The 23,518-nt window shown below is 64.3% G+C and carries 18 protein-coding genes and 2 pseudogenes; 8 read left to right on the top strand and 12 right to left on the bottom strand.

From position 1 onward, the window contains the following. The first annotated feature begins 29 nt into the window (after nucleotides 1-29). The gene (locus F6X42_RS00100; protein ID WP_187632257.1) at nucleotides 30-725 is read left to right on the top strand and encodes a copper homeostasis protein CutC; all 696 of its coding nucleotides are present in this window, start codon (nucleotides 30-32) and stop codon (nucleotides 723-725) included. 23 nt (nucleotides 726-748) lie between these two features. Here F6X42_RS00100 and F6X42_RS00095 read toward each other — a convergent pair whose 3' ends face one another. After that, a complete protein-coding gene (locus F6X42_RS00095; protein ID WP_187632256.1) occupies nucleotides 749-4,336 on the bottom strand; it encodes an indolepyruvate ferredoxin oxidoreductase family protein in 3,588 nt (1,195 codons plus the stop codon). A 252-nt stretch (nucleotides 4,337-4,588) separates the two neighbouring features. Next, nucleotides 4,589-5,583 (bottom strand): annotated as a pseudogene (locus F6X42_RS00090) (ion channel). Between the two features lie 441 nt (nucleotides 5,584-6,024). Here F6X42_RS00090 and F6X42_RS00085 point away from each other — a divergent pair. Beyond that, nucleotides 6,025-6,486, top strand: a complete 462-nt coding sequence (locus F6X42_RS00085; protein WP_187632255.1) for a DUF3828 domain-containing protein — start codon at nucleotides 6,025-6,027, stop codon at nucleotides 6,484-6,486. A gap of 106 nt (nucleotides 6,487-6,592) precedes the next feature. On the opposite strand, the gene F6X42_RS00080 is transcribed toward F6X42_RS00085, so the two are convergent. The 7 genes from F6X42_RS00080 to F6X42_RS00050 all read right to left on the bottom strand — a co-directional run bounded on the left by F6X42_RS00080 (nucleotide 6,593) and on the right by F6X42_RS00050 (nucleotide 12,391). Then, nucleotides 6,593-6,838 carry a hypothetical protein gene (locus F6X42_RS00080; RefSeq protein WP_187632254.1) on the bottom strand — a complete coding sequence of 82 codons (246 nt, stop codon included), beginning with the start codon at nucleotides 6,836-6,838 and terminating at the stop codon, nucleotides 6,593-6,595. A gap of 76 nt (nucleotides 6,839-6,914) precedes the next feature. Next, on the bottom strand, nucleotides 6,915-7,145 hold the full coding sequence (locus tag F6X42_RS00075; protein WP_027199492.1) for a hypothetical protein: 231 nt from the start codon (nucleotides 7,143-7,145) through the stop codon (nucleotides 6,915-6,917). A gap of 154 nt (nucleotides 7,146-7,299) precedes the next feature. Then, nucleotides 7,300-8,208 (bottom strand): carbohydrate kinase family protein, encoded by a 909-nt coding sequence (locus tag F6X42_RS00070; RefSeq protein WP_187632253.1) that lies wholly within the window; start codon nucleotides 8,206-8,208, stop codon nucleotides 7,300-7,302. Then, nucleotides 8,205-9,506, bottom strand: coding sequence for an AGE family epimerase/isomerase (locus tag F6X42_RS00065; RefSeq protein ID WP_187632252.1), 1,302 nt, complete (start codon nucleotides 9,504-9,506; stop codon nucleotides 8,205-8,207). The genes F6X42_RS00070 and F6X42_RS00065 overlap by 4 nt, the downstream gene beginning before the upstream one ends. Next, complete coding sequence (locus tag F6X42_RS00060) at nucleotides 9,503-10,489, bottom strand: LacI family DNA-binding transcriptional regulator (RefSeq protein WP_187632251.1); 987 nt, start codon at nucleotides 10,487-10,489, stop codon at nucleotides 9,503-9,505. The genes F6X42_RS00065 and F6X42_RS00060 overlap by 4 nt, the downstream gene beginning before the upstream one ends. Before the next feature lie 370 nt (nucleotides 10,490-10,859). Continuing rightward, the gene (locus F6X42_RS00055) at nucleotides 10,860-11,885 is read right to left on the bottom strand and encodes a bile acid:sodium symporter family protein (protein WP_187632250.1); all 1,026 of its coding nucleotides are present in this window, start codon (nucleotides 11,883-11,885) and stop codon (nucleotides 10,860-10,862) included. A gap of 227 nt (nucleotides 11,886-12,112) precedes the next feature. After that, nucleotides 12,113-12,391 carry a hypothetical protein gene (locus F6X42_RS00050; protein ID WP_187632249.1) on the bottom strand — a complete coding sequence of 93 codons (279 nt, stop codon included), beginning with the start codon at nucleotides 12,389-12,391 and terminating at the stop codon, nucleotides 12,113-12,115. Between the two features lie 52 nt (nucleotides 12,392-12,443). On the opposite strand from F6X42_RS00050, the gene F6X42_RS00045 reads away from it, so the two are divergent. The 4 genes from F6X42_RS00045 (at nucleotide 12,444) to icmF (ending at nucleotide 19,063) form a co-directional block, all read left to right on the top strand. Continuing rightward, nucleotides 12,444-12,878 (top strand): hypothetical protein, encoded by a 435-nt coding sequence (locus tag F6X42_RS00045; RefSeq protein ID WP_312892401.1) that lies wholly within the window; start codon nucleotides 12,444-12,446, stop codon nucleotides 12,876-12,878. A 517-nt stretch (nucleotides 12,879-13,395) separates the two neighbouring features. Continuing rightward, complete coding sequence (locus F6X42_RS00040) at nucleotides 13,396-14,481, top strand: porin (protein ID WP_187632248.1); 1,086 nt, start codon at nucleotides 13,396-13,398, stop codon at nucleotides 14,479-14,481. Between the two features lie 151 nt (nucleotides 14,482-14,632). Continuing rightward, entirely contained in the window at nucleotides 14,633-15,565 is a 933-nt protein-coding gene (locus tag F6X42_RS00035; protein ID WP_187632247.1) for a LysR family transcriptional regulator, read from the top strand. Between the two features lie 117 nt (nucleotides 15,566-15,682). Then, nucleotides 15,683-19,063 carry a fused isobutyryl-CoA mutase/GTPase IcmF gene (gene icmF, locus F6X42_RS00030; protein ID WP_187632246.1) on the top strand — a complete coding sequence of 1,127 codons (3,381 nt, stop codon included), beginning with the start codon at nucleotides 15,683-15,685 and terminating at the stop codon, nucleotides 19,061-19,063. Nucleotides 19,064-19,101: 38 nt separating this feature from the next. Here icmF and F6X42_RS00025 read toward each other — a convergent pair whose 3' ends face one another. Continuing rightward, nucleotides 19,102-20,061: an NAD(P)H-dependent flavin oxidoreductase gene (locus F6X42_RS00025; protein WP_187632245.1), complete on the bottom strand. Its 960-nt coding sequence runs from the start codon at nucleotides 20,059-20,061 to the stop codon at nucleotides 19,102-19,104. Nucleotides 20,062-20,419: 358 nt separating this feature from the next. Between F6X42_RS00025 and F6X42_RS00020 the strand changes: the two genes are divergently transcribed. Then, nucleotides 20,420-21,310, top strand: coding sequence for an alpha/beta fold hydrolase (locus F6X42_RS00020; protein WP_187632244.1), 891 nt, complete (start codon nucleotides 20,420-20,422; stop codon nucleotides 21,308-21,310). A gap of 49 nt (nucleotides 21,311-21,359) precedes the next feature. On the opposite strand, the gene F6X42_RS00015 is transcribed toward F6X42_RS00020, so the two are convergent. Continuing rightward, on the bottom strand, nucleotides 21,360-21,830 hold the full coding sequence (locus F6X42_RS00015; RefSeq protein WP_187632243.1) for an Lrp/AsnC family transcriptional regulator: 471 nt from the start codon (nucleotides 21,828-21,830) through the stop codon (nucleotides 21,360-21,362). A 113-nt stretch (nucleotides 21,831-21,943) separates the two neighbouring features. Between F6X42_RS00015 and F6X42_RS00010 the strand changes: the two genes are divergently transcribed. Continuing rightward, nucleotides 21,944-22,882: a DMT family transporter gene (locus tag F6X42_RS00010; protein WP_187632242.1), complete on the top strand. Its 939-nt coding sequence runs from the start codon at nucleotides 21,944-21,946 to the stop codon at nucleotides 22,880-22,882. A gap of 299 nt (nucleotides 22,883-23,181) precedes the next feature. On the opposite strand, the pseudogene F6X42_RS00005 reads toward F6X42_RS00010, so the two are convergent. Next, nucleotides 23,182-23,394, bottom strand: a pseudogene (locus F6X42_RS00005) (MBL fold metallo-hydrolase); the annotation flags it as partial. Between the last annotated feature and the right edge of the window lie 124 nt (nucleotides 23,395-23,518).

Below are 23,518 nucleotides of genomic sequence, written 5' to 3'. Positions count from 1 at the left end.
GCCGTTTTCAATGACACCAGGTTGCGCTCATGTCCGTGCTACTCGAAGTGATTGCCACGACCGTCGCGGATGCGCGCGCCGCCGCGCAGGCAGGTGCGGATCGTCTGGAACTCGTGACCGCGATGGGCGAGGGCGGTCTGACGCCGAGTGTGGGATTGATCGAGGCGGTGGTTTCTGCGGCCGGCGTGCCGGTCAACGTGATCGTTCGACCGCATAGCCGCACGTTCGTCTACGACGCCGACGACTATGCGGTGATGCTGCGCGACATCCGTGCGGTGAAGGCGGCCGGCGCGAACGGCATCGTGATCGGCATGCTCGATGCCGAGCGCGCGATCGACCGCGAAGGTCTCGCGCGCGTGTGCGAGGCCGCCGATGGACTCGCGATCACCTTCCATCGCGCGTTCGACGAGGCGCGCGATCTGCGCGAAGCGCTCGATGTATTGCTCGGTTTCGAGGCGGTGACGAATGTGCTGACGTCGGGCGGAAAGCCGTCGGTGCTGGAGGCGCGAGCCGTGGTCAGCGAACTGGTGCAGCAAGCGTCGGGATCGCATTGCACGGTGCTGGCGGGTGCCGGTTTGACGGTCGAAGCGGTCGCGAACTTCGTCATCCAAACGCACGTCGAGGCGGTGCATTTCGGCTCGGGCGTGCGTGTGAACGGCAACGGTCTTGCGCCAGTCGATCCCGCGAAGGTCGCGCAGGTGAGGGCGCTGCTCGATGCGACGTAACGCCGGGCAGCGCAGCGAACGACTTACTTCGCGACCACCACCGGAATGCCGCGCAACTGCCCGGCGCCCTTCATCTCTTCCAGCGACTTCTTCACCGCCGTACCCGTCGCCGCATCGATGCCGAGACGCGCTGCGAGCTCACGCTCACCACGCTTGACCCCCGCCAGGTTCGCCAGCTTCACGTGTCCATAACCGCGCACGCGCGCATGCAGTTCGGCGAGTTTCGCGGCGTCGTCGAGATGGCTCGCGTCGAGCTTCGCTAGCGCGCGTTGCAGCGTGGTTTCGTAATCGCTCGCGAGCTCGCGCTCCATCTTGCGCTCGAGCGTGCGGCCGAACGGATCGAGCGCCGAGCCGCGCAGACCGCGCCACTTCGCGAGCAGGCCGAGCACCGACCACATCCACTGACCATAAGTTTTCTTCGTGGGTACGGCGCCGGCTTGCGCGCGCGTGAGCGTCGGCGGCGCGAGGTTGAAGCGAATCGTGAAGTCCTTGCCCGCGACGCCCTCGAACTGCGCTTCGAGCGCTTCACGAAACGCGGCATCCGTATGCAGACGCGCGACCTCGTATTCGTCCTTCACCGCGAGCAGCCGATAGAACGTCGTGGCGACCGCGCGCGTCACGCGCTCGCTCGTCGCGTCGACGGCGGTTTCCGCGCGCCGCGCCGCATCGACGAGCGCGCGATAGCGCTTCACATAAGCCGCGCCGCCATACCCGAGCAAGCGTTCTTCGCGATGGGCGATCAACTCATCCAGCGTATCGACGCGCACGCCCGGCTTCGGCGCATGACGCGCCTGCCACAGCGATTCGAGCGCGGTGGGATCGGCCGCGGCCATGCGGCCGATCGAGAACGCGAGCTGGTTCATCTGCACGGCGACGTTGTTCAGTTCGATCGCGCGCATCATCGCGGCGAACGACACCGGCACGAGACCGAGCTGCCACGCGAAACCGAGCATCAGAATGTTCGCGCCGATCGTATCGCCGAGAAAACGCGTCGCGAGCGCTTGCGCGTCGCACGTCGACATGCGCTCGGCGCCCGCCGCGTGACGCATCTTGTCGATCAGCGCATCGGCATGCAGCGTCGCGTCCGGGTTCTGCACGAAGCTCGCGTTCGGAATCGCATGTGTGTTGACGACGATGCGGGTACGGCCGTGGCGGACCGTTTGCAGCGCATCGGCGCTCGCGCCGACCACCATGTCGCAGGCGAGCAGCACGTCGGCCTGCTGCGTGTCGATGCGTACCTGGTTCAGCCATTCGTCACGCGCGGCAAAGCGCACGAACGACAGCACCGCGCCGCCCTTTTGCGCGAAACCCATGAAGTCGAGCACCGACGCGCTCTTGCCTTCGAGATGCGCGGCCATGCTGATCAAAGCGCCGACCGTCACGACGCCGGTACCGCCCACGCCGGTGACGAGGATGTCGTACGGCGCGGCATCGAGATGGGTCGCGGGAATCGGCAACGCATTGACGTACGTGGCGAGCGCCTGCGGATCGAACGCGGCGCCCGCGGCCTTTTTCAGCGTGCCGCCTTCCACGGTGACGAAGCTCGGGCAAAAGCCGTTCACGCACGAGTAGTCCTTGTTGCACGACGACTGATCGATGCGGCGCTTGCGACCGAGCGCGGTTTCCACCGGTTCAACCGACAAACAGTTCGACTGCACGCCGCAATCGCCGCAGCCTTCGCAGACCTCCTCGTTGATGAAGAGCCGCTTGTTCGGATCGGGGAATTCGCCTTTCTTGCGGCGCCGGCGTTTTTCGGCCGCGCAGGTCTGGTCGTAGATCAGCACGGTCACGCCGTCGGTATCGCGCAACTCGCGCTGCACGGTGTCCATCTCGCTGCGATGGTGAAACGTCGTGCCCGGCGGAAACTGGCTATGATTGCCGTCGTATTTCTCGGGCTCGTCGCTGACCACGACGAAGCGCGACACGCCTTCGGCTTCGACCTGACGCGCGATCTGCGGCACCGAGATGCTGCCGTCGACGGGCTGGCCGCCGGTCATCGCGACCGCGTCGTTATAGAGGATCTTGTAGGTGATCGTCGCTTTCGCGGCGACCGCCTGGCGGATCGCGAGAATGCCGGAGTGAAAGTAGGTGCCGTCGCCGAGATTCTGAAACACGTGGCGCGTCCTGGTGAACATCGAATGCGCGGCCCAGTCGACGCCTTCGCCACCCATCTGGATCAGTCCGGTCGTATCGCGCTCCATCCACGATGCCATGAAATGACAGCCGATGCCCGCCTGCGCGATCGAGCCGTCCGGCACTTTCGTCGACGTGTTGTGCGGACAGCCGGAGCAGAAGTACGGCGTGCGCTTCACGCTGTCCGCCGCGTTCGACAGGATCTGCGGCGCGACCAGATCGACGACGCGTTCGCGGCGATCGAGCGCCGGCTTGTGCTTCGCGAGCCAGTTCGCGAACACGGGCAGGATGCGCGACGGCCGCAATTCGCCGAGCGACGACAGCAGCAACGTGCCATCTTCGGCGTGCTTGCCGATCACGACCGGCCGGGTGCCTTGCGTGCGGTTGTACAGATAGTCCTTGATCTGTTGCTCGATGACGGGGCCCTTCTCTTCGATCACGAGTACTTCGGACAGACCCGACACGAACGCATCGATGCGCGTCATCTCCAACGGAAACGACAGCCCGACCTTGTAGATGCGCACGCCGGACGCGTCGAGATCGGCGAGCGTCAGGTCGAGCCGGCGCAGCGCTTCCATCAGATCGAGATGTGCTTTGCCGCACGTGACGATGCCGACGTTCGCGTGCGGGCTCGGCGCGATCCATTTGTCGATGCTGTTCGTGCGCGCGAAGTGACGCACCGCGTCGAGCTTCGCATGCAGACGCGCTTCGATGGTCAGGCTTGGCAGATCGGGCCAGCGGTTATGCAGACCGCCGGCCGGTGCATCGAACGCCTGAGGGATGGTCCATTCGGTTTGCAGCGCGTCGAGATCGACGGTCGAGCCCGATTCGACGGTCTCCGAAATGGCCTTGTAGCCGACCCACGCGCCTGAGAAGCGCGACAACGCCCAGCCGTACAGGCCGAATTCGAGCATGTCTGCGATGTTCGACGGATTTACGACCGGCATATGCCACCCGATCATCGCGAAGTCGCTCTGATGCGGCATCGACGACGACACGCAGCCGTGATCGTCGCCCGCGACGACCAATACGCCGCCGTGCGGCGACGAGCCGTAGGCGTTGCCGTGCTTCAGCGCATCGCCCGCGCGGTCGACGCCCGGGCCTTTGCCGTACCACATGGCGAATACACCATCGACGGTGCGCTCGGGATCGGCTTCGACGCGCTGGGTGCCGAGCACGGCCGTGCCGCCGAGTTCTTCGTTGATCGCGGGCAGGAAGCGGATGTCACTCGCGTCGAGCAGTTTGTTCGCTTTCCACAACTGCAGGTCGACCATGCCGAGCGGCGAGCCGCGGTAGCCGCTGATGAAGCCGGCGGTGTTCAGGCCGCGGGTCTTATCGAGTGCGCGTTGCATCAGCGCGAGGCGCACCAGCGCCTGGGTGCCGGTCAGAAAGATCCGGCCGCGCGTCGCGGTGAGATTGTCGGACAGCTTGTAGCCGGCGAGAGCGGGCGTGCCGTCGATGGGCAGGCGGGCGGTCATGGGCGAGTCTCCAATGTTCTGGCTTCGCGCGCGGGTGATGGGCTCACCGAGACCACGCAGCGAAAGAGACTCTATTTTTTAGCGCTCGTGAGAGTGATTTATTTCTTCTTTAATCGGGCGTGCGCGAATGGGCGCGAAGAGTCGCGCCTTTTGGCCCGCTTTTGAGCCGGATTTGCCGTGCGGCGGCGCGCTTCGGGTATGCCCTGGGGTGTCGACGAGACAGATGGGGCGGCAAATGGACTGTGGCGATTGCTATTGCGCCGTGTTCGCCGCGATGTCCGGTGCGAGCGGTGCCGCATCGAGCGGCGCGATTTCGTCGAAGTGCGCGTAGTCGATGTGGCTCACGCCGTCGCGCTCGCTCATGATGTCGACGAACCGGTGCTGCCAGACGATCTGGTCGCAGGTCCACATGTGGCGCGCCTGCATGGTCTGCGACGTCGATTCGTCGATGCCTTCGAGCGTCAGCAGCAGCGACACGTCGCGGCCCTTCAACGATTCGGCGGTTTCGCCGAACAGCGGACTCGCTTCGTCGATGATGTGCATCAGCGTCCAGCCGAGCTTGAACACCGGATGCTGGTCGCGCACCAGCGCGAGGTCGTAGAGCTTGCGCAGCGTGTAGCCTTCGATCGACGTCTCCTGACGCATGATGCGCAGCCGCGCGCGCGCCTCGGCGATCACGTTCTGACGCGCGTTGGCCGAGCGCACCATCAGCGTCATGCGGCCGTCGATCGGCCGGATCACCGCATAGCGCGCGAACATGATCTTCGCGTGCGGCCGCGAAAAGCGCGCGAAGATCAGCCCGGTCGCCAACGCGATGCTCGACATCCCGACGAAGATTTCGAGCGTCGCGATCCAGTGCGCGTACACGGTTTGCGGATGCATGTCGCCGTAGCCGACCGTCGCGAGGGTTTCGACGCTGAAGAAGAACGCGCCGCCGAAGCCCTTCGGAAACTGATTCGCGATCGGTGCGTCGCCGAGCACGTAGAGCGTGGCGAACACGATGTTGAGCAGCAGGAACAGCAGCGCGAGCGACACGAAGAACACCGGCCAGCGCACGCCGAGCGCGCGGTGATACAGGTCCTGCCACAGCGGCGTCGGTATGCCGTGCGCGATCACCACGCGATCGTCGAGACGCATCTCGCGGCTGCCGCGCGCGCGGCGCTTCCGCGCGCGCGGCGCTTCCGCGCGCTCGTGCCGGTGTCGGCATCGTCGAGCGTGGAAAAACGGTCTGACGGTTCGCTTGCCATCACGCGCTCGTGTGGATGAAAACGCGTACAGCGTAGCATGGCGCGTTGCGCGCGCAGAGGGTTCGGAGCGGCGTGGCAGGGCGGGGGGCATTGGCCTTTTGACGTGTTATGACAACGCTCGTGCAATTGACTGGCGCGTGCTGATTACCTTGAATTTTTTGTCTTAAAAATTAGTGCGACGCGGACTGTCTTTTTATTCAAAATAACTATCTCATTTTAGATGATATTCGGATTAGTTAGAAATTAGGTCTTTTGTTTAATTTACTTTTTTCTGTTGTATCATGCCAAAATCAAAACATGATTGAGATAATTTAATATGTCGTGGGATCAGAACGCTGCCTAATGCATCTGCAATCACATGCCAAACTTCTATCCCGGTCCGGATTATCGGTCTGCGCGACCGAATTACAAAATCTATCGCCACGACTGAGGGTTGCATCCATGCGCAAATATCTGGCGGTTTTCGTTGCCATGCTGTTGCTGACTTTCAACGGCGTGTCATATGCGGGCAACGCGACGCACGCCCAACAGGCAACTCCCGAGACCCGCGTAAAAGATTTCTATACCTGGTTTATTCCGCGCCTGGCCGCAGATGAAGCCTATCCAATCACGGACAAGGAAATATACAGGCACGTTGCAAAAGAAACAGTTAATTTTTTAAGAAGCCAATATCAGGCCAACAAATTACCGGAAGATGCGGAGTACTTCACGAAAGTGCAAGACTTCGACGAGAAAGATTGGGGCGCGCACATTGAAGTGCATCCAGCCGTCATGCTCGGTAGCGTGGCGCTCGTGCCCGTTACCTTCGGCTCGAAAGACAAACAGACCAATATCGTGTTTTTGCGCCAGGAAAATGGCATCTGGAAGATCACTAAGGTCGTGGATACACTCGACTATCGGTAGCTACTCATACTTTGCCTCGCCTGGCGGCGCGCAAAGCTGAACCGCGCCGCGCCGCGCCGCGTCGCACCGAATCCCGCTGCGCCCGAAAAAGCCCGTCGCCAATCGCTCACGGAAACGCGTGTGGCTTCGGAATTCCCGCGCCGTGCTCGATATCGTCGACTGCCTGGCGGTGCGCGCTATCCACCGCTTCGGCCTGATCGGCATAGCCCGCGTCGCCGCCGACCGTGGTCCACGCCTTGACGGCTTTCTCGCGATGACGGATTTCGTACTCCGCGTCCCAGCGCGCGCCGCTGAGTTCGAGCGGACGAACGTGAATCGAATACACGCCGTATTGGAACAGCTGTTCAGCCATGATCGCCTCCAGCCGGTCGAGCCGGCAGCGGCGCGCCGATGCGCGAGCGCGCGCGACGCGCTGCCCCAGCTTCGGCCTACAGTTCGATTTCCCCGAGGATACGATGTGCGAGCGCTTTGGCTTCTTCGAGCGCTTCTAGCGGCGTCGACGACGTCGAGTCGACTTCATAGACCGTGGTTTCCTGTTCGTCGCGGGCTTCGCCTTCGTCGCGCGCGAGAGTGACGACACCCTGCCAGGCGTCCTGTCCGACTTCCCTTATCGACGCAGTAGCCGTGTAAAGCCCTTTGGTGTAGGTGACGTCCTCCATGGCCTCGCTCCTTTTCGCAAAGGTTTCGATGATTTTCATCCTAGCACGGCGTGGCGAGATCGGTTGCCCGATGGGGCAGTTTCGCGCGACGCCATGTGCCAGATATCCGTCACGCTACGCGCGCCCCAAGGCAGCAGAATTACAGCGACGCGGTTTACAGCAGCGCGACCACTTCGTCGAGCGTCGGCGCGTGCGCGCCGGCGTGGCCGCACGCCGCCGCGCCGGCCGCGAGTGCGAACGCGAGATGCTCGGGCCACGCGCGCTGCGGCGCGCTCATCAGGCTGAACAGCAGACCGCCGATCGACGCATCGCCCGCGCCGACCGTATCGACCACTTCGACGCGCGGCGGCTTCGCCTCGATTACCGCGTCGCCCTCGAGCAGCATCGCCGATGCGGGGCCGCGCGTGACGAACACGGTGGCGGCCGGGTTCATCGTGCGCAATTGCGCGAGCGCGGCGGCTTCGTCGCTGGTCTTGAAGATCATGCGCAAGTCTTCGTCCGAGACCTTGATCAGATCCGCAAGCGCGGCCATCTTGCGCAGCGTCGACTCGTAGCCGTGCTCCATCAGGTTGCGATAGTTCGGATCGAAGCTGATCTTCACGCCGTGCGAACGCAATTCGGCGGCGAGCGTCGCGAGCGTATCGCCGAGCGGCTGACGCACGAGGCTGATGCAGCCGAAGTGCGCCCACTTCACCGCTTTCATCCAGCCGGCCGGCAGCCTGGTCGGATCGAACGCGAGATCGGCGCTGTTCTCACCCATGAAGAAGTACGCGGGTGGATGCGTCTGATGCACGATCGCAAGCAGCGGCGGGCGCGCGACGCGCTGCAGGAAGCGCATGTCGAGACCGGCGGCGACGCTCGCATCCCACAGTTCGTCGGAGAAGTTGTCGACGCCGAGCGAGCCCGCGCACGCGGTCGGCAGGCCGAGCCGCGCGACGCAGCGCGCGACGTTCCAGCCCGCGCCACCCGGGCGCGACAGCCAGTGCGATGCGCCGGTGCGCACGAGATCGGTGAGGATGTCGCCGGCGGATACGAAAACGGGGAGGTCGGTCGTCGCGTTCATTGTGTTTTCTCCGCGGAGGCCGCTGCGGCGGGAGCGGCCGGTTCTACCGCCGCTTTTTCGCCGAGCGCATGGGCGAGCACTTCGTAGCACGCGCCCATCGTGTGATAGTCGGTCTTGCCGGCCGGGCTCTTTTCGTCGCTGTACTTGCGATTGTCGCAGGTGAGGATGCGATACCAGGCGCCGAACTTGTGGTCGACGAAATGCGTCCAGCTATAGCGCCAGATCTCGTCGTACCAGTCCCAGAAGCGCTCGTTGCCGGTGCGCTTGCCGAGCAGCGCGGCCGCGGCGAACGTCTCGGCCTGCACCCAGAAGTACTTGTCGTGATCGCACACGGTGCCGTCGGGGCCGAAGCCGTAATAGAGGCCGCCGTGGTCTTCGTCCCACGCGTGCGTCATCGCGGCGTCGAACAGTTCGATCGCGCGCGGCAGCAGCCACGGCAGCGGCCGGAAGCGTTCGAGAATCAGCAGCAGCTTCGCCCATTCGGTCTGATGGCCCGGCTGGAAGCCCCACGGACGGAAGATGTTCGAGCTGTCCTCCTCGTTGTAGTGCCAGTCGACCGACCAGTCCGCGTGAAAGTGCTCCCACACGAGCCCTTGCGACAGCTTCGCCTGGCGCAGCGTGATGTTCGACGCGACGCGCTCGGCGCGGTCGAGATACACCAGATGACTGGTCGCCTCGTGCGCGGCGAGCAGCGCCTCGGTGGTATGCATATTCGCGTTCTGCCCGCGATAGGTGCTGACGCGCCATTCGGGCGACGCGTCGTCGGCATAGAGGCCGGCGGCGGCGTCCCAGAAGCGGCGCTCCATCAGCTCGAAAGTCGCGCCGATCATCGGCTTCGCTTCCTCGATGCCGGCCATCGCCGCGTGCGAGTACGCGAGCAGCACGAAGGCGAGGCCGTAGCAGTGGCGCGTCGCGTCGAGCGTGCGCTTTCTGCCGTCGCGCCATTCGATTTCCCAGTCGTAGCCCTCTTGCTGCGAGTCCCAGTGCGCGTCGCGCAGAAAGCGCAGGCCGTGGCGCGCGTATTCGAGGTGCTTCGGGTCGCCGAACTGCCGGTATGCCATCGCGTAGTTGAACACGTAGCGGCAGGTGCTGACCAGGTGGCGGGTGGTGCGGTCGTAGATCGAACCGTCGTCGCGGAAGAAATGGTAGAAGCCGCCGCTCGGGTCGAGCACGTTCGGCGCGTAGAAGCGCAGCGTGTCCTCGATGTGCGAGAGCAGGAACTCGCGATTGCGGAAACTGGCGACAGGCGGCGCCTTCACGGCGTCGACGGAAGAGTTGAGCGGATCGGTTAGCGTCATGGCGTTTTCACCAAAGTACTGGCACGGGCAACAAGTTGAACGGGCAAGCGGACTTCGAGCTCGGCGGGGGAGTCTTCCAGCAGCAGTTCCACGCCGCGTCGGCCGAGCGCTTCCTTGTCGACCGCGATCGTCGATAGCGGCGGGGTGGCGTGGGCGGCGGCGGGGATGTCGTCGAAACCGATGATCGCGATGTCGTCGGGCACGCTGAGGCCGCGCGCGAGGCACACGCGCAGCGCGGCGAGCGCGGCGGCGTCGTTGAACGCGAACACGGCGTCGGGGTGCGGACCCGGCGCGTCGAGCAGGCGCTGCATCGCGCGCGCGGCGCCGGTGTCGGGATCGAGCCCGGCGCCGATGTTCACTTCGAGCGACGGATCGAACAGCAGCCCCGCTTCGAAGAACGCGCGCCGGTAGCCGAGCGCGCGCTCGGCAATGCTGAAATGCGCGAGCGAGCCGCCAATGAACGCGACCCGCTTGCGCTGCTGCTCGAACAGATGGCGCATCGCGAGCGTGGCGCCGGCGGCGTTGTCGAGATTGACCGAGCGCAGGCCCGGCGACCACAGATCGATCAGCACCAGCGGGCGCTGCATCGCGACCAGCGTGGCGAGCGTTTCGGGCTCGACGAAGCCGGCGATCGCCACGGCGTCGGGCGCGTGCAGGCGCATCTGATGAATTACGTCCTCGGTCGGCCCGGCGGTCAGCACCGACGGCACGATGCCGCGCTCGCGGCAGGCGTCTTCGACACCGTGCAGCACATGCGAGAAGAACGGGCTCGCGGCGAAGTTGTTGTGCTGACGATGCAGCAGGAAAGTTAGCCGGCGGATGCGCGGACGCAGCTGCGCCGAGTCGTAGCCGAGCTGGCGCGCCGCTTCGACGACGCGTTCGCGCGTGGCCTCGGAAAGGCCCGGCTGATTTTTGAGCGCGCGCGATACGGTGCCGATCGAAACGCTGGCCGCGCGGGCGACGTCGCGGATGGTTGTGGCCATCGAATAAAGCTGCCGCGCGAGGCGGAGCAGCACGGTTCAGGTCGGGCGATTGTATAGTAAAACGCAGCTAAAACAGCCCGGAAAACGCCTATGTGACACCGGTAAATACCCGTATTTTATGGGATTATTGGCAATCTAATTGTTTAGTAAAAATCACTAAACAGTAGGCGGGACGTCGTTTTCGAGACATTTCCGGAATCTTCCTATGCCATCCGGCCGAGGCGACAGCGCGAGCGTTTGCGCGTGAAATAACGACAAGGCCAATCACGAGCCGAATGAAACAAGCCGCCCCAAGGCGGCTTGCTCCACTCGATCAAAACGACGCTCAGGGAGGGCGCTTATGAATGTCCTGTTTGCATTGCGCGTGTTGTCAACGGCGCGCGACGGCGGCGGGGGGTCGCCGTGCCGCGGTGTCGCTCTCGCCGCTGAGGTCGCGGGCGCCCCAGCGTTGCGCGAGCGCGGCGCAGACCATCAGCTGGATCTGGTGGAACAGCATCAGCGGCAGCACCACGGCGCCGACCGCGTGCGACGCGAAGATCACCTTGGCCATCGGCACGCCGGCGGCAAGGCTCTTCTTCGAGCCGCAGAAGATGATCGTGATCTGGTCCGCGCGGCTGAAGCCGAGCCGCTTGCTCGCGAAGATCGTCGCGGCCAGCGCGAGCGCGAGCAGCACCGCGCTCACCACGACGAGGCCGCCGAGCGCCGACAGCGGAATCGTGTGCCACAGGCCTTCGGTGACGGCCTCGCTGAAGGCGCCGTACACGACGAGCAGGATCGAGCCTTGGTCGACGAACTTCAGCACGCCGCGATTGCGCTCGATCCACTTGCCGATCAGCGGGCGCAGCAACTGGCCGGCGACGAACGGCACCAGCAACTGCAGCACGATGTTGCCGACCGTATGCCACGGCGACGCGCCGCCGCTCGCGGCCTGATTCGTGACGGCGACGCTGACGAGTGCTGGGGTGATGAAGATGCCGAGCAGGCTCGAGGCGGACGCGCTGCATACCGCGGCCGGCACGTTGCCCTTGGCAATGGACGTGAACGCAATCGACGACTGGACCGTCGATGGCAGCGTGCAGAGGAACAGGACGCCGGCGTAGAGCGACGGCGTGACCAGCGGCGAAAGGACCGGTTTAAGCGCGAGGCCGAGCAGCGGAAACAGCGCGAACGTGCTGAGCAGCACTACAACGTGAAGGCGCCAGTGCGTCGCGCCCGCAATGATCGCTTCGCGTGACAGCTTGGCGCCGTGCAGGAAGAACAGCAGGCCGACCGCGATGTTCGTCACCCAGTTGAACCCGACGGCGGCTTGCCCGTGAACGGGCAGGAAGCTGGCGAGGATTACGGTGCCCACTAGGGAAAGGGTGAAGTTATCGGGCAGGAATTTCGGGCGAGCCATGTCGGAATCTCGAATTCAATGACGCTGTGTAAGCACGAGACGCGTCTGTTGGGCGCGGTCTGCGGCAATGGAAAACGGCTATTGTTGTCAAAAGTCGATTGAAAAGGCAAATTCATTTACCGAATCGATTAATGATGTTTGCGCATTGACTTGCCAGGTCGTGCGACGTCCATCCACGCGACACCCAGGTTTCAGTATTGGTGACGCAATTCGCCGCGACAAACCGTTTAACCGTTGACGGTGCAAGCGGCGTTTATCTGCAACAAACCGCGCTTGCGCGGTATAGGGGAAAACGCCCGCCAGCAGTCCGCCGCGGCGCGCCCGCGGAGCGGCTCCGGCGTCGAAAAACGCCGCAGTAACAAGGTGTTACATCCGCCGACGAGACCTAACACTTTTTGGCTCGACACCCTCTGCCGGCGACCATAAATTACCTCTTCAAAGGCCGTAGGGATTTCCTGCGCCGCGACAGGAACGCGGTGTTTTTCGTCCTCCCGCAACAGGTCCATCGCAGCTCGAACGGTGGATTTCAGGCAAGTCTTCGGGCATGAGAGTCACAAGGTGGACGGGTTGTCGAGAACGAAGCACTGGGCGTGGGGCGCGGTCATCGCCGTGCTGTGCTCGTTCGCCTATGCGAAGGGGCTCGGTGCGGGCGGCGCGCCTGATCATCGCGCCTCGCGCAATGAGATGGCTTCTCGTGATGCGCGCGTGCAGCGCGGCAACCCGAATCTCGCGGATGCCAACTTCAGGTATGGCTTCGGCAACTCCAAGTCCGGCGTGCGCCGTATCGGCAATCCATCCGCCTACGCCGGCGCGATCACACGGGTCAGTGCGGAGTCGCGTCCGGTGCCGCATCCCCCGGCCAATATGCCGATGCGCAACGGCTCGATCCGCGCCGACGTGGCCCGCTACAACGAAGAGCGCGGCGCCGCGCGTCCGATGCAACGCCCAGCGGATGATCCGCGGCAGCCGGAAGGCTCGCCGTACCGGAATTAGCTGAGCGCGATTTACCTGATCGTTCTGCGTCACGTGGGGCAGGTTCGCCGCCAGCTGAACGATCCCTTCTCCAGTTCCCCTCCCGCGATTCCCGCACGGCTCCCTACGCCTTCCGCTATAGCCGAATCCCGAATCTGACGTTTCGACGCCACACTTTTTTGAAAACGCTCGGCATCGAAGTGTCGGTCAGCGTCAAATCTTGGCATTCCGCCGCGTCGCGTCATCGGCCTGTCATTTGAGGCGTTCATGCGCGCTGCGGCGCGCCGTTCGCCATATCCCGCATTGCGTTCGAGGGGCCGGCGGCAGTCCGGCCAATAGCGCCGTATCAGGCCGATAACCGACCAAACTAATCAGACCGATATACCGGCAATAAGCAGCGATATTTTTGTTTATAAAAATGGTCCGCAAAGATAGACCAGCCCCAGATTGACTCGACGGTCGAACGGATAACAACAACGTTTCGCGCGAGCGCCCCCTTTCGCACAGCCACACCCTTTTGACAAAGATTGGAGAACCCATGAACAAAAGCCTCAGCAGCGCGCTGAAGACTACTCTGAAGGTCACCGCATGCGTCGCCGCGCTGGCGGGTGCATCGTCGGCGCTCGCGCAATCGAGCGTGCAACTCTACGGCCAGGTCGACGAATGGGTCGGCTCGCAAAAGTTTCCTGGCGGCAAGACCGCGGTGGTGGTGTCGGGCGGCGGCATGTCGACGTCGTACTGGGGCTTCAAGGGCACAGAGGATCTGGGCAACGGCTACAAGGCGATCTTCACGATCGAAGGCTTCTTCCGTGCGCAAACCGGCGAGTACGGCCGCTTCACCGGCGACACGACGTTTTCACGCAACGCGTACGTCGGCATCGAATCGCCGTACGGCACGGTGACCGCCGGCCGTCTGACGACGCCGCTGTTCGTGTCGACGATCCTGTTCAACCCGTTCGTCGATTCGTACTGGTTCTCGCCGATGGTCTATCACGTGTACCTCGGCCTCGGCACGTTCCCGACCTACACGACCGACCAGGGCGTGACCGGCGACTCGGGCTGGAACAACGCGGTGTCGTATGCGTCGCCGAACTTCAACGGTCTGTCGGCGACCGCGATGTACGCGCTCGGCAACACGACCCAGAACGGCGCGAAGAAGTGGAGCGGCCAGGTGCTGTACTTCCACGGCCCGTTCGCGGCGACAGCCGTGTACCAGTACGTGAACTTCAACAATGTGCCGGGCGACCTCGGCAGCTTCGAAACGTCGGGCGTGCCGGGCCTGCGCAGCCAGAGCGTCGCGCAGGCGGGCGTGTCGTACGACCTGAAGTTCGTCAAGCTGTACGGCCAGTATATGTACACGTACAACGACCAGCAAGTCACGAGCTGGCACGTAAACACGGGACAGGGCGGCGTCACGGTGCCGTTCGGGCCGGGCACGGTGATGGCGTCGTATGCGTATTCGCGTAACGGCGGCGGTTCGAACCAGACGCGCCAGACGGCGGCGCTCGGCTACGACTATCCGCTGTCCAAGCGCACCGATGTCTATGCCGCGTACCTGTATGACCACATCACCGGTCAGTCGAGCGGCAACACCTATGGCGCGGGGTTGCGCGCGAAGTTCTGAGCTCGGCCCACGGTGTCACCGCAAAGCCCGCGTTCCGCCCGGAACGCGGGCTTTGTTGTTTTCGGGTGCCGTCGAAAACGCGCGTTTGTTGCCGTGTTTTTGATAAACCCGGCAAAATGGCGTCGATTGATTCCCGAAGCGAGCGATCGAGATGGACACCCTCGTCAGCATGAAAGTGTTTCGCCACGTGGTCGAAGCCGGCAGTTTCGTCGGCGCGTCGGAAAAGATGGAGATGTCGGCGGCGATGGCGAGCAAGCACGTGATGCATCTGGAGCAACAGCTCGGCGCGCGGCTCCTGAACCGCACCACGCGCCGCGTCGCGCCGACCGAGGCGGGCCGTGAATACTACGAGCGGCTGAGCCAGGCGCTGACCGAACTCGACGAAGCCGGCCAGGCGGTCGGCGCGGCGAGCGTCGTGCCGCACGGGCGGCTGCGGGTGTCGTCGCTATCGGCGTTCGGCCTGAATCACGTGATGGCCGCGGTCGCGGACTACGCAGCGCAGTATCCGCAAGTAACAGTCGACATGACGCTGTCCGACCGCGTTGTCGAGCTGATCGACGAGGGCTTCGACGTTGCGATCCGCGCGTCGCCGGGCGGCCTCAAGTCGTCGTCGCTGATCGCGCGGCAGATCGCGACCGCGCATCTGGTGCTGTGCGCGTCGCCCGCCTATCTGCGCAAGCATGGCACGCCGAAGCGCGTCGCCGATCTCGCCCGCCACAACTATCTGCAGTACGCGGGCGTGTCCGCGCTCGAAGTCGCGACCGGCGACGCGGGCTCGCGCGTGCGTCTGTCGGGCAACCTGATCGTCAATCAGCTTGAGGCGCAGCGCGTGGTCGTGCTGCACGGCGCGGGCATCGCGATGCTGGGCACCGAGGTGATCGGCAGCGATCTCGCCGACGGGCGGCTCGTGCCGCTGCTCGTCGACGAAGTGCCGCCGCGCGAACTGCCGATCCACGTGGTCTACACGAGCCGGCGGCATCTGTCGGCCAAGGTGCGCTCGTTCGTCGATTTTCTGGCGGCGCGGTTCGCGAACGAGTCGCTGTGGCCGTCGCTCGACCAGATCAAGGCGTTGGCGGTGCGCTAGGGTTTCGCGGAGCACCGAACAAACGCCGCCAATCGCCCGCCCCGCGCGGCGCTGCCGTCTTACCCCGTTTCTATATACTGACTGTCACACCCGTCAGTTAAATGATCTGGGGGAGACATGACCGATCTGTCCACGCCGCAGCGTGCCGGCAGCCACGAACTGCCCGCGGGCCGGCGCCTGCGCTTCGTCACCGCCGCCGCGCTGTTCGACGGCCACGACGCGTCGATCAACATCATGCGGCGCATCCTCCAGGCAAGCGGCGTCGAGGTGATCCACCTCGGCCACAACCGCTCCGTCGCTGAAGTCGCGACCGCCGCGCTGAACGAGGACGCCGACGGCGTCGCCGTGTCGAGCTACCAAGGCGGCCACAACGAATACTTCCGCTACCTCGTCGAGCTGCTGCGCGCGCGCGGCGGCGAGCGCATCAAGGTGTTCGGCGGCGGCGGCGGCGTGATCGTCCCCGAGGAAATTGCCGCGCTCGAACGCGACGGCGTCGAAAAAATCTACTCGCCTCACGACGGCCAGCGGCTCGGTCTGCAAGGCATGATCGACGACATGATTGCGCGCTGCGTCGAAGCCACGCGTGCGGCCGACGCGGCGCGGCCGACGCCGGTGCGCGAATGGCTCGCCGAACTGGCCGCGCGGCCGTTGCCGCGTTGCGATGAGGCCAATGCTGCGCGCGCCGGCACGGCGCCTGGTTCGCACGCCGCCGATCCTGTCGCGCCGATCTTCCGCCGCCTCGCGCAACTGATCAGCGCGTTCGAAACGAACACCGTCGACGCCGCCGCGCGCGACCAGCTATCGACGCTCGCAGAAGCGTCGCGGGTCCCCGTGCTCGGCATTACCGGCACCGGCGGCGCGGGCAAGTCGTCGCTGACCGACGAGCTGATCCGCCGCTTCCGGCTCGACTACCGCGACACGCTGACCATCGCCGTGCTCGCGATCGATCCGTCGCGCCGCAAATCTGGCGGCGCGCTGCTCGGCGACCGCATCCGCATGAACGCGATCGGCGATTGGAGAGACGGCGCCCGCATCTATATGCGCTCGATGGCGACGCGCGAGGCATCGAACGAAATTTCCGACTCGCTGCCCGCCGCGCTAATGCTGTGCAAGGCCGCGGGCTTCGATCTGATTGTCGTAGAGACATCGGGGATCGGCCAGGGCGATGCGGCGATCGTGCCGTTCGTCGACGAGTCGCTGTACGTGATGACGCCCGAGTTCGGCGCCGCGAGTCAGCTCGAGAAGATCGACATGCTCGACTTTGCGAGCTTCGTTGCGATCAACAAGTACGATCGCAAGGGTGCGCAGGATGCGCTGCGCGACGTGGCGAAGCAGGTGCAGCGCAATCGCGGGGACTTCGCGACATCGCCCGACGCAATGCCGGTGTTCGGCACGATCGCGTCGCGCTTCAACGACGACGGCGTGAGCGCGCTGTACCGGTGCATCGCTAATGCGCTGCGTGCGCACGGCCTGCGCGAGGGTGGCGCACGGCTCGGCGCGACCGAAGGTCTGCGCTTTTCGAGCAACCTGCACGCGATCGTGCCACCCGCGCGTGTGCGCTATCTGGCCGACATTGCGCAGACGGTGCGCGGCTATCGCGAGCGGGCCGACGCGCAGGCGCAAATCGCGCGCGAGCGCTGGCAGCTCGTCGAGACGCGCCGCATGCTCGGCGAAGCGGGCAACGGCGCGGCCTCGCTCGATGCGCTGATCGATCAGCGCAGCGCCGCGCTCGGCGAGCGCGAACGCAAGCTGCTCGACGCGTGGCCGCAAACGGTGGCCGCGTATTCCGGCGACGAACATGTGGTGCGCATCCGCGAACGTGAAATCCGCACCGCGCTAACGGTCACGACGCTGTCCGGCTCCGCAGTCCGCAAAGTGTCGCTGCCGAAATTCGTCGATCAAGGCGAGATTCTGCGCTGGCTGATGCTCGACAATCTGCCCGGCTATTTCCCGTTCACCGCTGGCGTGTTTCCGTTTCGCCGCGAGACCGAAGACCCGACGCGCATGTTCGCGGGCGAGGGCGACCCGCAGCGGACGAATCGCCGCTTCAGGCTGCTGTCGGAGGGAATGCCGGCCAAGCGGCTATCCACCGCGTTCGACTCGGTGACGCTATACGGCGAGGAGCCGCATGAGCGCCCGGACATCTACGGCAAGGTCGGCAATTCGGGTGTGTCGGTCGCGACGCTCGACGACATGAAGGCGCTGTACGACGGCTTCGACCTGTGCTCGCCGAACACGTCGGTCTCGATGACGATCAACGGCCCCGCGCCGACGATCCTCGCGATGTTCTTCAACGTCGCGATCGACCAGCAGATTGCGCGAAAGGAAGCGGAGCAAGGCCGAGCGCTGAACGCAGGCGAACTCGCCGCAACCCGCCGCGCCGCGCTCGAAAACGTGCGCGGCACCGTGCAGGCCGACATCCTGAAGGAAGACCAGGGGCAGAACACCTGCATCTTCTCGACCGAATTCAGCCTGAAGGTGATGGGCGACATCCAGGCGTATTTCGTCGAGCATGGCGTGCGCAATTTCTATTCGGTGTCGATTTCCGGCTATCACATCGCCGAGGCGGGCGCGAACCCGATCTCGCAGCTCGCGTACACGCTCGCGAACGGCTTCACGTACGTCGAGGCGTATCTCGCTCGCGGCATGTCGATCGACGACTTCGCGCCGAATCTGTCGTTTTTCTTTTCGAACGGCATGGACCCGGAGTACACGGTGCTCGGCCGCGTCGCGCGACGCATCTGGGCGATCGCGATGCGTGAGCGCTATGGCGCGAACGAGCGCAGCCAGAAGCTCAAGTATCACGTGCAGACGTCGGGCCGCAGCCTGCACGCGCAGGAGATCGATTTCAACGACATTCGCACGACGCTGCAGGCACTGATCGCGATCTACGACAACTGCAACTCGCTGCACACCAACGCGTTCGACGAAGCGATTACGACGCCGACCGAGGAATCGGTGCGCCGCGCGGTCGCGATCCAGCTGATCATCAATCGCGAATGGGGGCTCGCGAAGAACCAGAATCCGAATCAGGGCAGCTTCGTGATCGACGAACTGACCGATCTGGTCGAGCAAGCGGTGCTCGCCGAGTTCGAGCGGCTCACCGAGCGCGGCGGCGTGCTAGGGGCGATGGAAACCGGCTATCAGCGCGGGCGGATTCAGGACGAGTCGATGCTGTACGAGCATCGCAAGCATGACGGCTCGTATCCGATCGTCGGCGTCAATACGTTCCTGAGCGCGCATCCGCGTGAAGCGCCGCGGCCGTTGGTGCTCGCGCGTTCCACCGACACGGAAAAGCAGAGTCAGCTGCGGCGGTTGCGTGACTTCCAGACGCGCCACCGCGACGCCGCGCCCGAGGCGCTCGAACGCCTCAAGCGCGCGGTGATCGACGACGGCAACGTGTTCGCGGTGCTGATGGACGTGGTGCGTGTGTGTTCGCTCGGGCAGATCACCCACGCGCTATTTGAGGTGGGCGGGCAGTATCGGCGCAATATGTAGGCCGCGAGCGGGCGGCCCGGCCCGCCCCGTTCTTCACCTCAGCGCGCGATGCCGAGCCGCGCCTTCGCGTCGTTGTATTCCTGCTTCAGACGCCGCACGAGTTCCGCGACGTCCGGCACGTCGTCCATCAGGCCGACGCCCTGGCCCGCGCCCCAGATGTCCTTCCACGCCTTGGCCTTATCGCCGCCGAAGTTCATCCTGGTCTTGTCCGATTCGGGCAGCGCATCGGGATCGAGCCCTGCGTTCGTAATGCTCTCGCGGATGTAGTTGCCGTGCACGCCCGTGAACAGATTCGTGTAGATGATGTCCGACGCCTTCGCGTTGATGATCGCCTGCTTGTAGCTGTCGACCGCGTGCGCTTCTTTGGTGGCGATGAAGCGTGTGCCCATGTACGCGAGGTCCGCGCCCATCGCCTGCGCGGCGAGAATCGAGCCGCCGTTCGCGATCGAGCCCGACAGCACGATCGGGCCGTCGAAAATGCGCCGCACCTCACCGACCAGCGCGAACGGCGAGGTCGTGCCCGCATGGCCGCCCGCGCCCGACGCGACGAGAATCAGCCCGTCTACGCCGGCTTCCAGCGCCTTCTGCGCATGGCGCAGATTGATCACGTCGTGCAGCACGATGCCGCCATAGCTATGCACCGCATCGACGATTTCGCGTGCCGGCGCGCGCAGGCTCGTGATGAAGATCGGCACCTTGTGCTCGACGCAGACGCGCACGTCGTGTTCGAGCCGCGCATTCGACTGATGGACGATCTGATTGACCGCGATCGGCCCGATGACCGTATCGGGGTTCGCGGTCTTGTGCTCTGCGAGTTGCGTCTGGATCTGCGTCAGCCACTCGCCGAGTAGCTCTGCCGGGCGCGCGTTGAGGGCCGGAAACGAGCCGACGATACCGGCCTTGCACTGTGCCAGTACGAGTTCGGGATAGCTGACGATGAACATCGGCGAGGCGACGACGGGCAGCGCGAGGTTTTGCAGAGCGGCGGGCAATGCCATGGTGCGGGTCTCCTGTGTCGACCCGAGTCAGCGCCTTAACGCTGACTCGGGTCCCATGAATTTTCAACTTGCCGGTGCGACGCGCGCCCGGCCTGAGGTGAGTTTAGCGGCACGCGGCTTGCGGAATGTGGACCGACGACTGCATCATGCAATCGCACGAAACCGGCATGCCGAAGCCCCGCGAATATTTAAGAACGATCGTTCGATTATAGGCGAAGCGTGAGGCTCGCGAGCGGCAGGCCCGTTTGAAACGGTTCGAAGAAGTATTCAGGTTCCACGTTTGCGTGGGTTATCCCACCTCGCGTGGACTTGTCGGCCTCCTACAATGCACGAACCCTCAAACGACCAACGAGATGTCATGGCCTTCGAGAATTTCACGCCTTTTCGCGTCGCCGTGGGCGATGTCGATATTTTCGGAGTGAAGGGCGGCGCCGGGCCGCCTCTGCTGCTGCTGCACGGCCATCCGCAATCGCATCTGATCTGGGAGCGCTGCGCCGCGCGGCTCGCTCGGCACTTCACCGTGATCGCGACGGATCTGCGCGGCTACGGCGCGTCCGGCAAGCCGCCGAGCGATGCGGCGCACACGCCGTATTCGAAACGCGCGATGGCCGCCGACCAGGTCGCGGTGATGCGCCACTTTGGCTTCGAGCGCTTCCTCGTCTGCGCGCACGATCGCGGCGCGCGGGTCGCGCACCGAATGGCGATCGATCACGCCGACGCGGTCGAGCGTCTGATGCTGCTCGATATCGCGCCGACGCTCGCGATGTACGAGGCCACCGATCGCACGTTCGCGACGCATTACTTCCACTGGTTCTTCCTGATTCAACCTGAACCGCTGCCCGAAACGTTGATCGGCGCCAATCCGGCCGCCTATGTCGACGCGGTGATGGGCGGCCGTCACGCGGGCCTCGCACCGTTCGATCCCGGCGCGCTCGACGCCTACCGGGCGGCGCTCGCACAACCGGGCGCGGTGCATGCGATGTGCGAGGACTATCGTGCGTCGGCGGGCATCGACCTCGAACATGATCGCGCCGATATCGAGCGCGGCAACAAGATCGGCTGTCCGCTGCGGGTGCTGTGGGGGGACAAGGGTGTGATCGAAAAATGCTTCGATGCGCTCGACGAATGGCGACATGTCGCGCGCGACGTGAGTGGCCGCGCGCTGTCGTGCGGGCACTATCTGCCCGAGGAAGCGCCGGACGAACTGGTCGCCGAGATGCTGTCGTTTTTCGAAGCGGTCGAACGATAAGCGACGGGCCGCTTCGCTCGGCCTTCGTTGGACCTTCGATGGATCTTCGCTAGCCGAGCGGCGGCAGCCGCCGCGCAACCGGCGTCGACTTGACGATCGCGGTGCTGGTCTCCGCGCGCTCGGTCACTTTCGACAGGATCTCGTCGAGCTGCTCGATCGAATGCAGGTACAGGCGGCAGATGAAACAGTCGTCACCGGTCACCTTGTCGCATTCGACGAACTCCGGAATGCGCCGGATCACCTCCTCCACCAGATGCAACTGGCCGGGCAGCGGCTTCACACGCACGATCGCCTGCAGCGCGAAGCCGAGCGCGCGCGCATCGATTTGCACGGTGAAGCGCTCGATCACGCCTTGCGCTTCGAGCCGTCGCACGCGTTCGGCCGTGCTGGGCGCCGATAAGCCGACGATGCGCGCGAGTTCGCTGACCGGTTGGCGCGCGTCCTGCGCGAGCGCGGCGAGCAGCGCGCGGTCGGTGTCGTCGAGGGCGATCGGTGCGGTCGACGCAAGGCGTTTGCTCATGATGGCCTTCGTTTATCAGGTGAAAACGCGGAAACGCTTAAGTTTAGCCATGTATTCGCGCGGGCGGATTAATTACACTGCCAGTCATGCAGGCATCAATCCCGGATCGAATCATGGCTTCGAACAAGGCTTCCGCGCCCACCGCGAACGGTACGTCCAGCGACATCCGCCGCGGCGCGGCGGAGATGAGCATCGCGATGCTGATGTCGGGCACGATCGGCTGGCTCGTCGTGTCGTCACAGCAAAGCCCTTTCAACGTGGTGTTTTTCCGCTGCATCTTCGGTGGCGCGACGCTTGCGCTCGTGTGCGCGGTGCTCGGACTATTTCGCCGCGAGCTGTTCTCGTGGAAGACGCTCGGCCTCGCCTTACTCGGCGGCGCGGCGATCATCGTGAATTGGGTGTTGCTGTTCGCCGCGTATTCACGCGCGTCGATTTCGATGGCGACGGCCGTCTACAACACGCAGCCGTTCATGCTGGTCGGGCTCGGCGCGCTGGTGTTTCGCGAGCGCATCAGCGCATCGACGATCGCGTGGCTCGTGGTCGCGTTCGTCGGGCTCGTGTTCGTCGTGAAGGTCGAGCCGGCCGTGCTCGCGGTGCCGGGGCAGTATCTGGTCGGCGTGGCCTACGCGGTCGGTGCGGCGGCGATGTACGCGGTGTCGTCGATCATCACGAAGCGGCTGAAGGGCACGCCGCCGCATCTGCTCGCGCTGATCCAGGTCTCGCTCGGCGTGCTGTTGCTCGCGCCGTTCGTGCGCTTCGATGCGTTGCCGGCAAGCGGCGCGCAGTGGCTCGAACTCGCCGTGCTCGGCGTCGTCCACACCGGGCTCATGTACGTGCTGCTGTATGGCGCGATTCAGAAGCTGCCGACGTCGATGACGGGCGCGTTGTCGTTCATCTATCCGGTGGTCGCGATCATTGTCGACCGGCTTGCGTTCGGACAGACGCTTGCATGGATTCAGGTGCTCGGCGCGGCGCTGATTCTGCTGGCGGCGGCGGGCGTCAATCTCGGGTGGCGGATCGTGCCGCAGAAAAAGCGTTTGCCATCCACGTGATGCCGATTCGACATTCGATCGTATATTGCTACGGATTCCGGAATAACGTGTACACATTCGAGCGCCTAACGCCGTTCGATGACAGATCGTGTGTGCATTGGTAAAACGTGGCGTCAAATTTCCGTAGGGAAATCACCGATGCGATGCAAAAACCCACACGCGTATCATTGATAGCGACGCTGATCACGTCCAACAGATGTTCCGCCGCTCGCTTCGTCGAGCGGTTTTCTTTTTGGGCGCACGGTTTTGCGTTCCGGTGCGCTGTTCCGCCGCGCCGGCCGAACCGGTCACATCATGGTTCAACGCCGCGCGAGAATGCGCGTGCCGTCCACTTCGAGCGGCCCATCGTTCGCCGCGAGTTCCCCGATCATTCCCTTCAGCAACGCGGGCCATTCGCCGCGCGGCTTCAGCATCGACGCGGCCGCGCGCATCACGGTCGCGTCGTCGAGCATGCGCAGCAGCGCGTCCTCACTCATCTCGCGGACTTCGAGTAGCCTGAATACGATTAGCAGGCTGCGGAAATACACCCCTCCAAAAGCAACGTCCATCGCTCTGCGCGGCTACCGCCGCGCAATTTTCTGCATTACGAAATTTCAACGTGAATCCAGCTTATTTTTCGACAGTTTGAGGCCTGTT

It is taken from the genome of Paraburkholderia podalyriae (genome assembly GCF_014397785.1).
Lineage (GTDB): Bacteria > Pseudomonadota > Gammaproteobacteria > Burkholderiales > Burkholderiaceae > Paraburkholderia > Paraburkholderia podalyriae.
Note: the sequence above shows the minus strand (reverse complement) of the source record. Positions and strands in the feature narration are given on the sequence as shown.

What these genes read in the sequence shown, in the direction of transcription:
- F6X42_RS00025 (WP_187632245.1), bottom strand. Translation starts at nt 20,061, where the DNA reads ATGGCATTGCCCGCCGCTCTGCAAAACCTCGCGCTGCCCGTCGTCGCC.
- F6X42_RS00055 (WP_187632250.1), bottom strand. Translation starts at nt 11,885, where the DNA reads ATGGCTCGCCCGAAATTCCTGCCCGATAACTTCACCCTTTCCCTAGTG.
- F6X42_RS00075 (WP_027199492.1), bottom strand. Translation starts at nt 7,145, where the DNA reads ATGGAGGACGTCACCTACACCAAAGGGCTTTACACGGCTACTGCGTCG.
- icmF (WP_187632246.1), top strand. Translation starts at nt 15,683, where the DNA reads ATGACCGATCTGTCCACGCCGCAGCGTGCCGGCAGCCACGAACTGCCC.
- F6X42_RS00020 (WP_187632244.1), top strand. Translation starts at nt 20,420, where the DNA reads ATGGCCTTCGAGAATTTCACGCCTTTTCGCGTCGCCGTGGGCGATGTC.
- F6X42_RS00100 (WP_187632257.1), top strand. Translation starts at nt 30, where the DNA reads ATGTCCGTGCTACTCGAAGTGATTGCCACGACCGTCGCGGATGCGCGC.
- F6X42_RS00035 (WP_187632247.1), top strand. Translation starts at nt 14,633, where the DNA reads ATGGACACCCTCGTCAGCATGAAAGTGTTTCGCCACGTGGTCGAAGCC.
- F6X42_RS00080 (WP_187632254.1), bottom strand. Translation starts at nt 6,838, where the DNA reads ATGGCTGAACAGCTGTTCCAATACGGCGTGTATTCGATTCACGTTCGT.
- F6X42_RS00040 (WP_187632248.1), top strand. Translation starts at nt 13,396, where the DNA reads ATGAACAAAAGCCTCAGCAGCGCGCTGAAGACTACTCTGAAGGTCACC.
- F6X42_RS00095 (WP_187632256.1), bottom strand. Translation starts at nt 4,336, where the DNA reads ATGACCGCCCGCCTGCCCATCGACGGCACGCCCGCTCTCGCCGGCTAC.
- F6X42_RS00010 (WP_187632242.1), top strand. Translation starts at nt 21,944, where the DNA reads ATGGCTTCGAACAAGGCTTCCGCGCCCACCGCGAACGGTACGTCCAGC.
- F6X42_RS00085 (WP_187632255.1), top strand. Translation starts at nt 6,025, where the DNA reads ATGCGCAAATATCTGGCGGTTTTCGTTGCCATGCTGTTGCTGACTTTC.
- F6X42_RS00015 (WP_187632243.1), bottom strand. Translation starts at nt 21,830, where the DNA reads ATGAGCAAACGCCTTGCGTCGACCGCACCGATCGCCCTCGACGACACC.
- F6X42_RS00065 (WP_187632252.1), bottom strand. Translation starts at nt 9,506, where the DNA reads ATGACGCTAACCGATCCGCTCAACTCTTCCGTCGACGCCGTGAAGGCG.
- F6X42_RS00050 (WP_187632249.1), bottom strand. Translation starts at nt 12,391, where the DNA reads ATGGACCTGTTGCGGGAGGACGAAAAACACCGCGTTCCTGTCGCGGCG.
- F6X42_RS00070 (WP_187632253.1), bottom strand. Translation starts at nt 8,208, where the DNA reads ATGAACGCGACGACCGACCTCCCCGTTTTCGTATCCGCCGGCGACATC.
- F6X42_RS00060 (WP_187632251.1), bottom strand. Translation starts at nt 10,489, where the DNA reads ATGGCCACAACCATCCGCGACGTCGCCCGCGCGGCCAGCGTTTCGATC.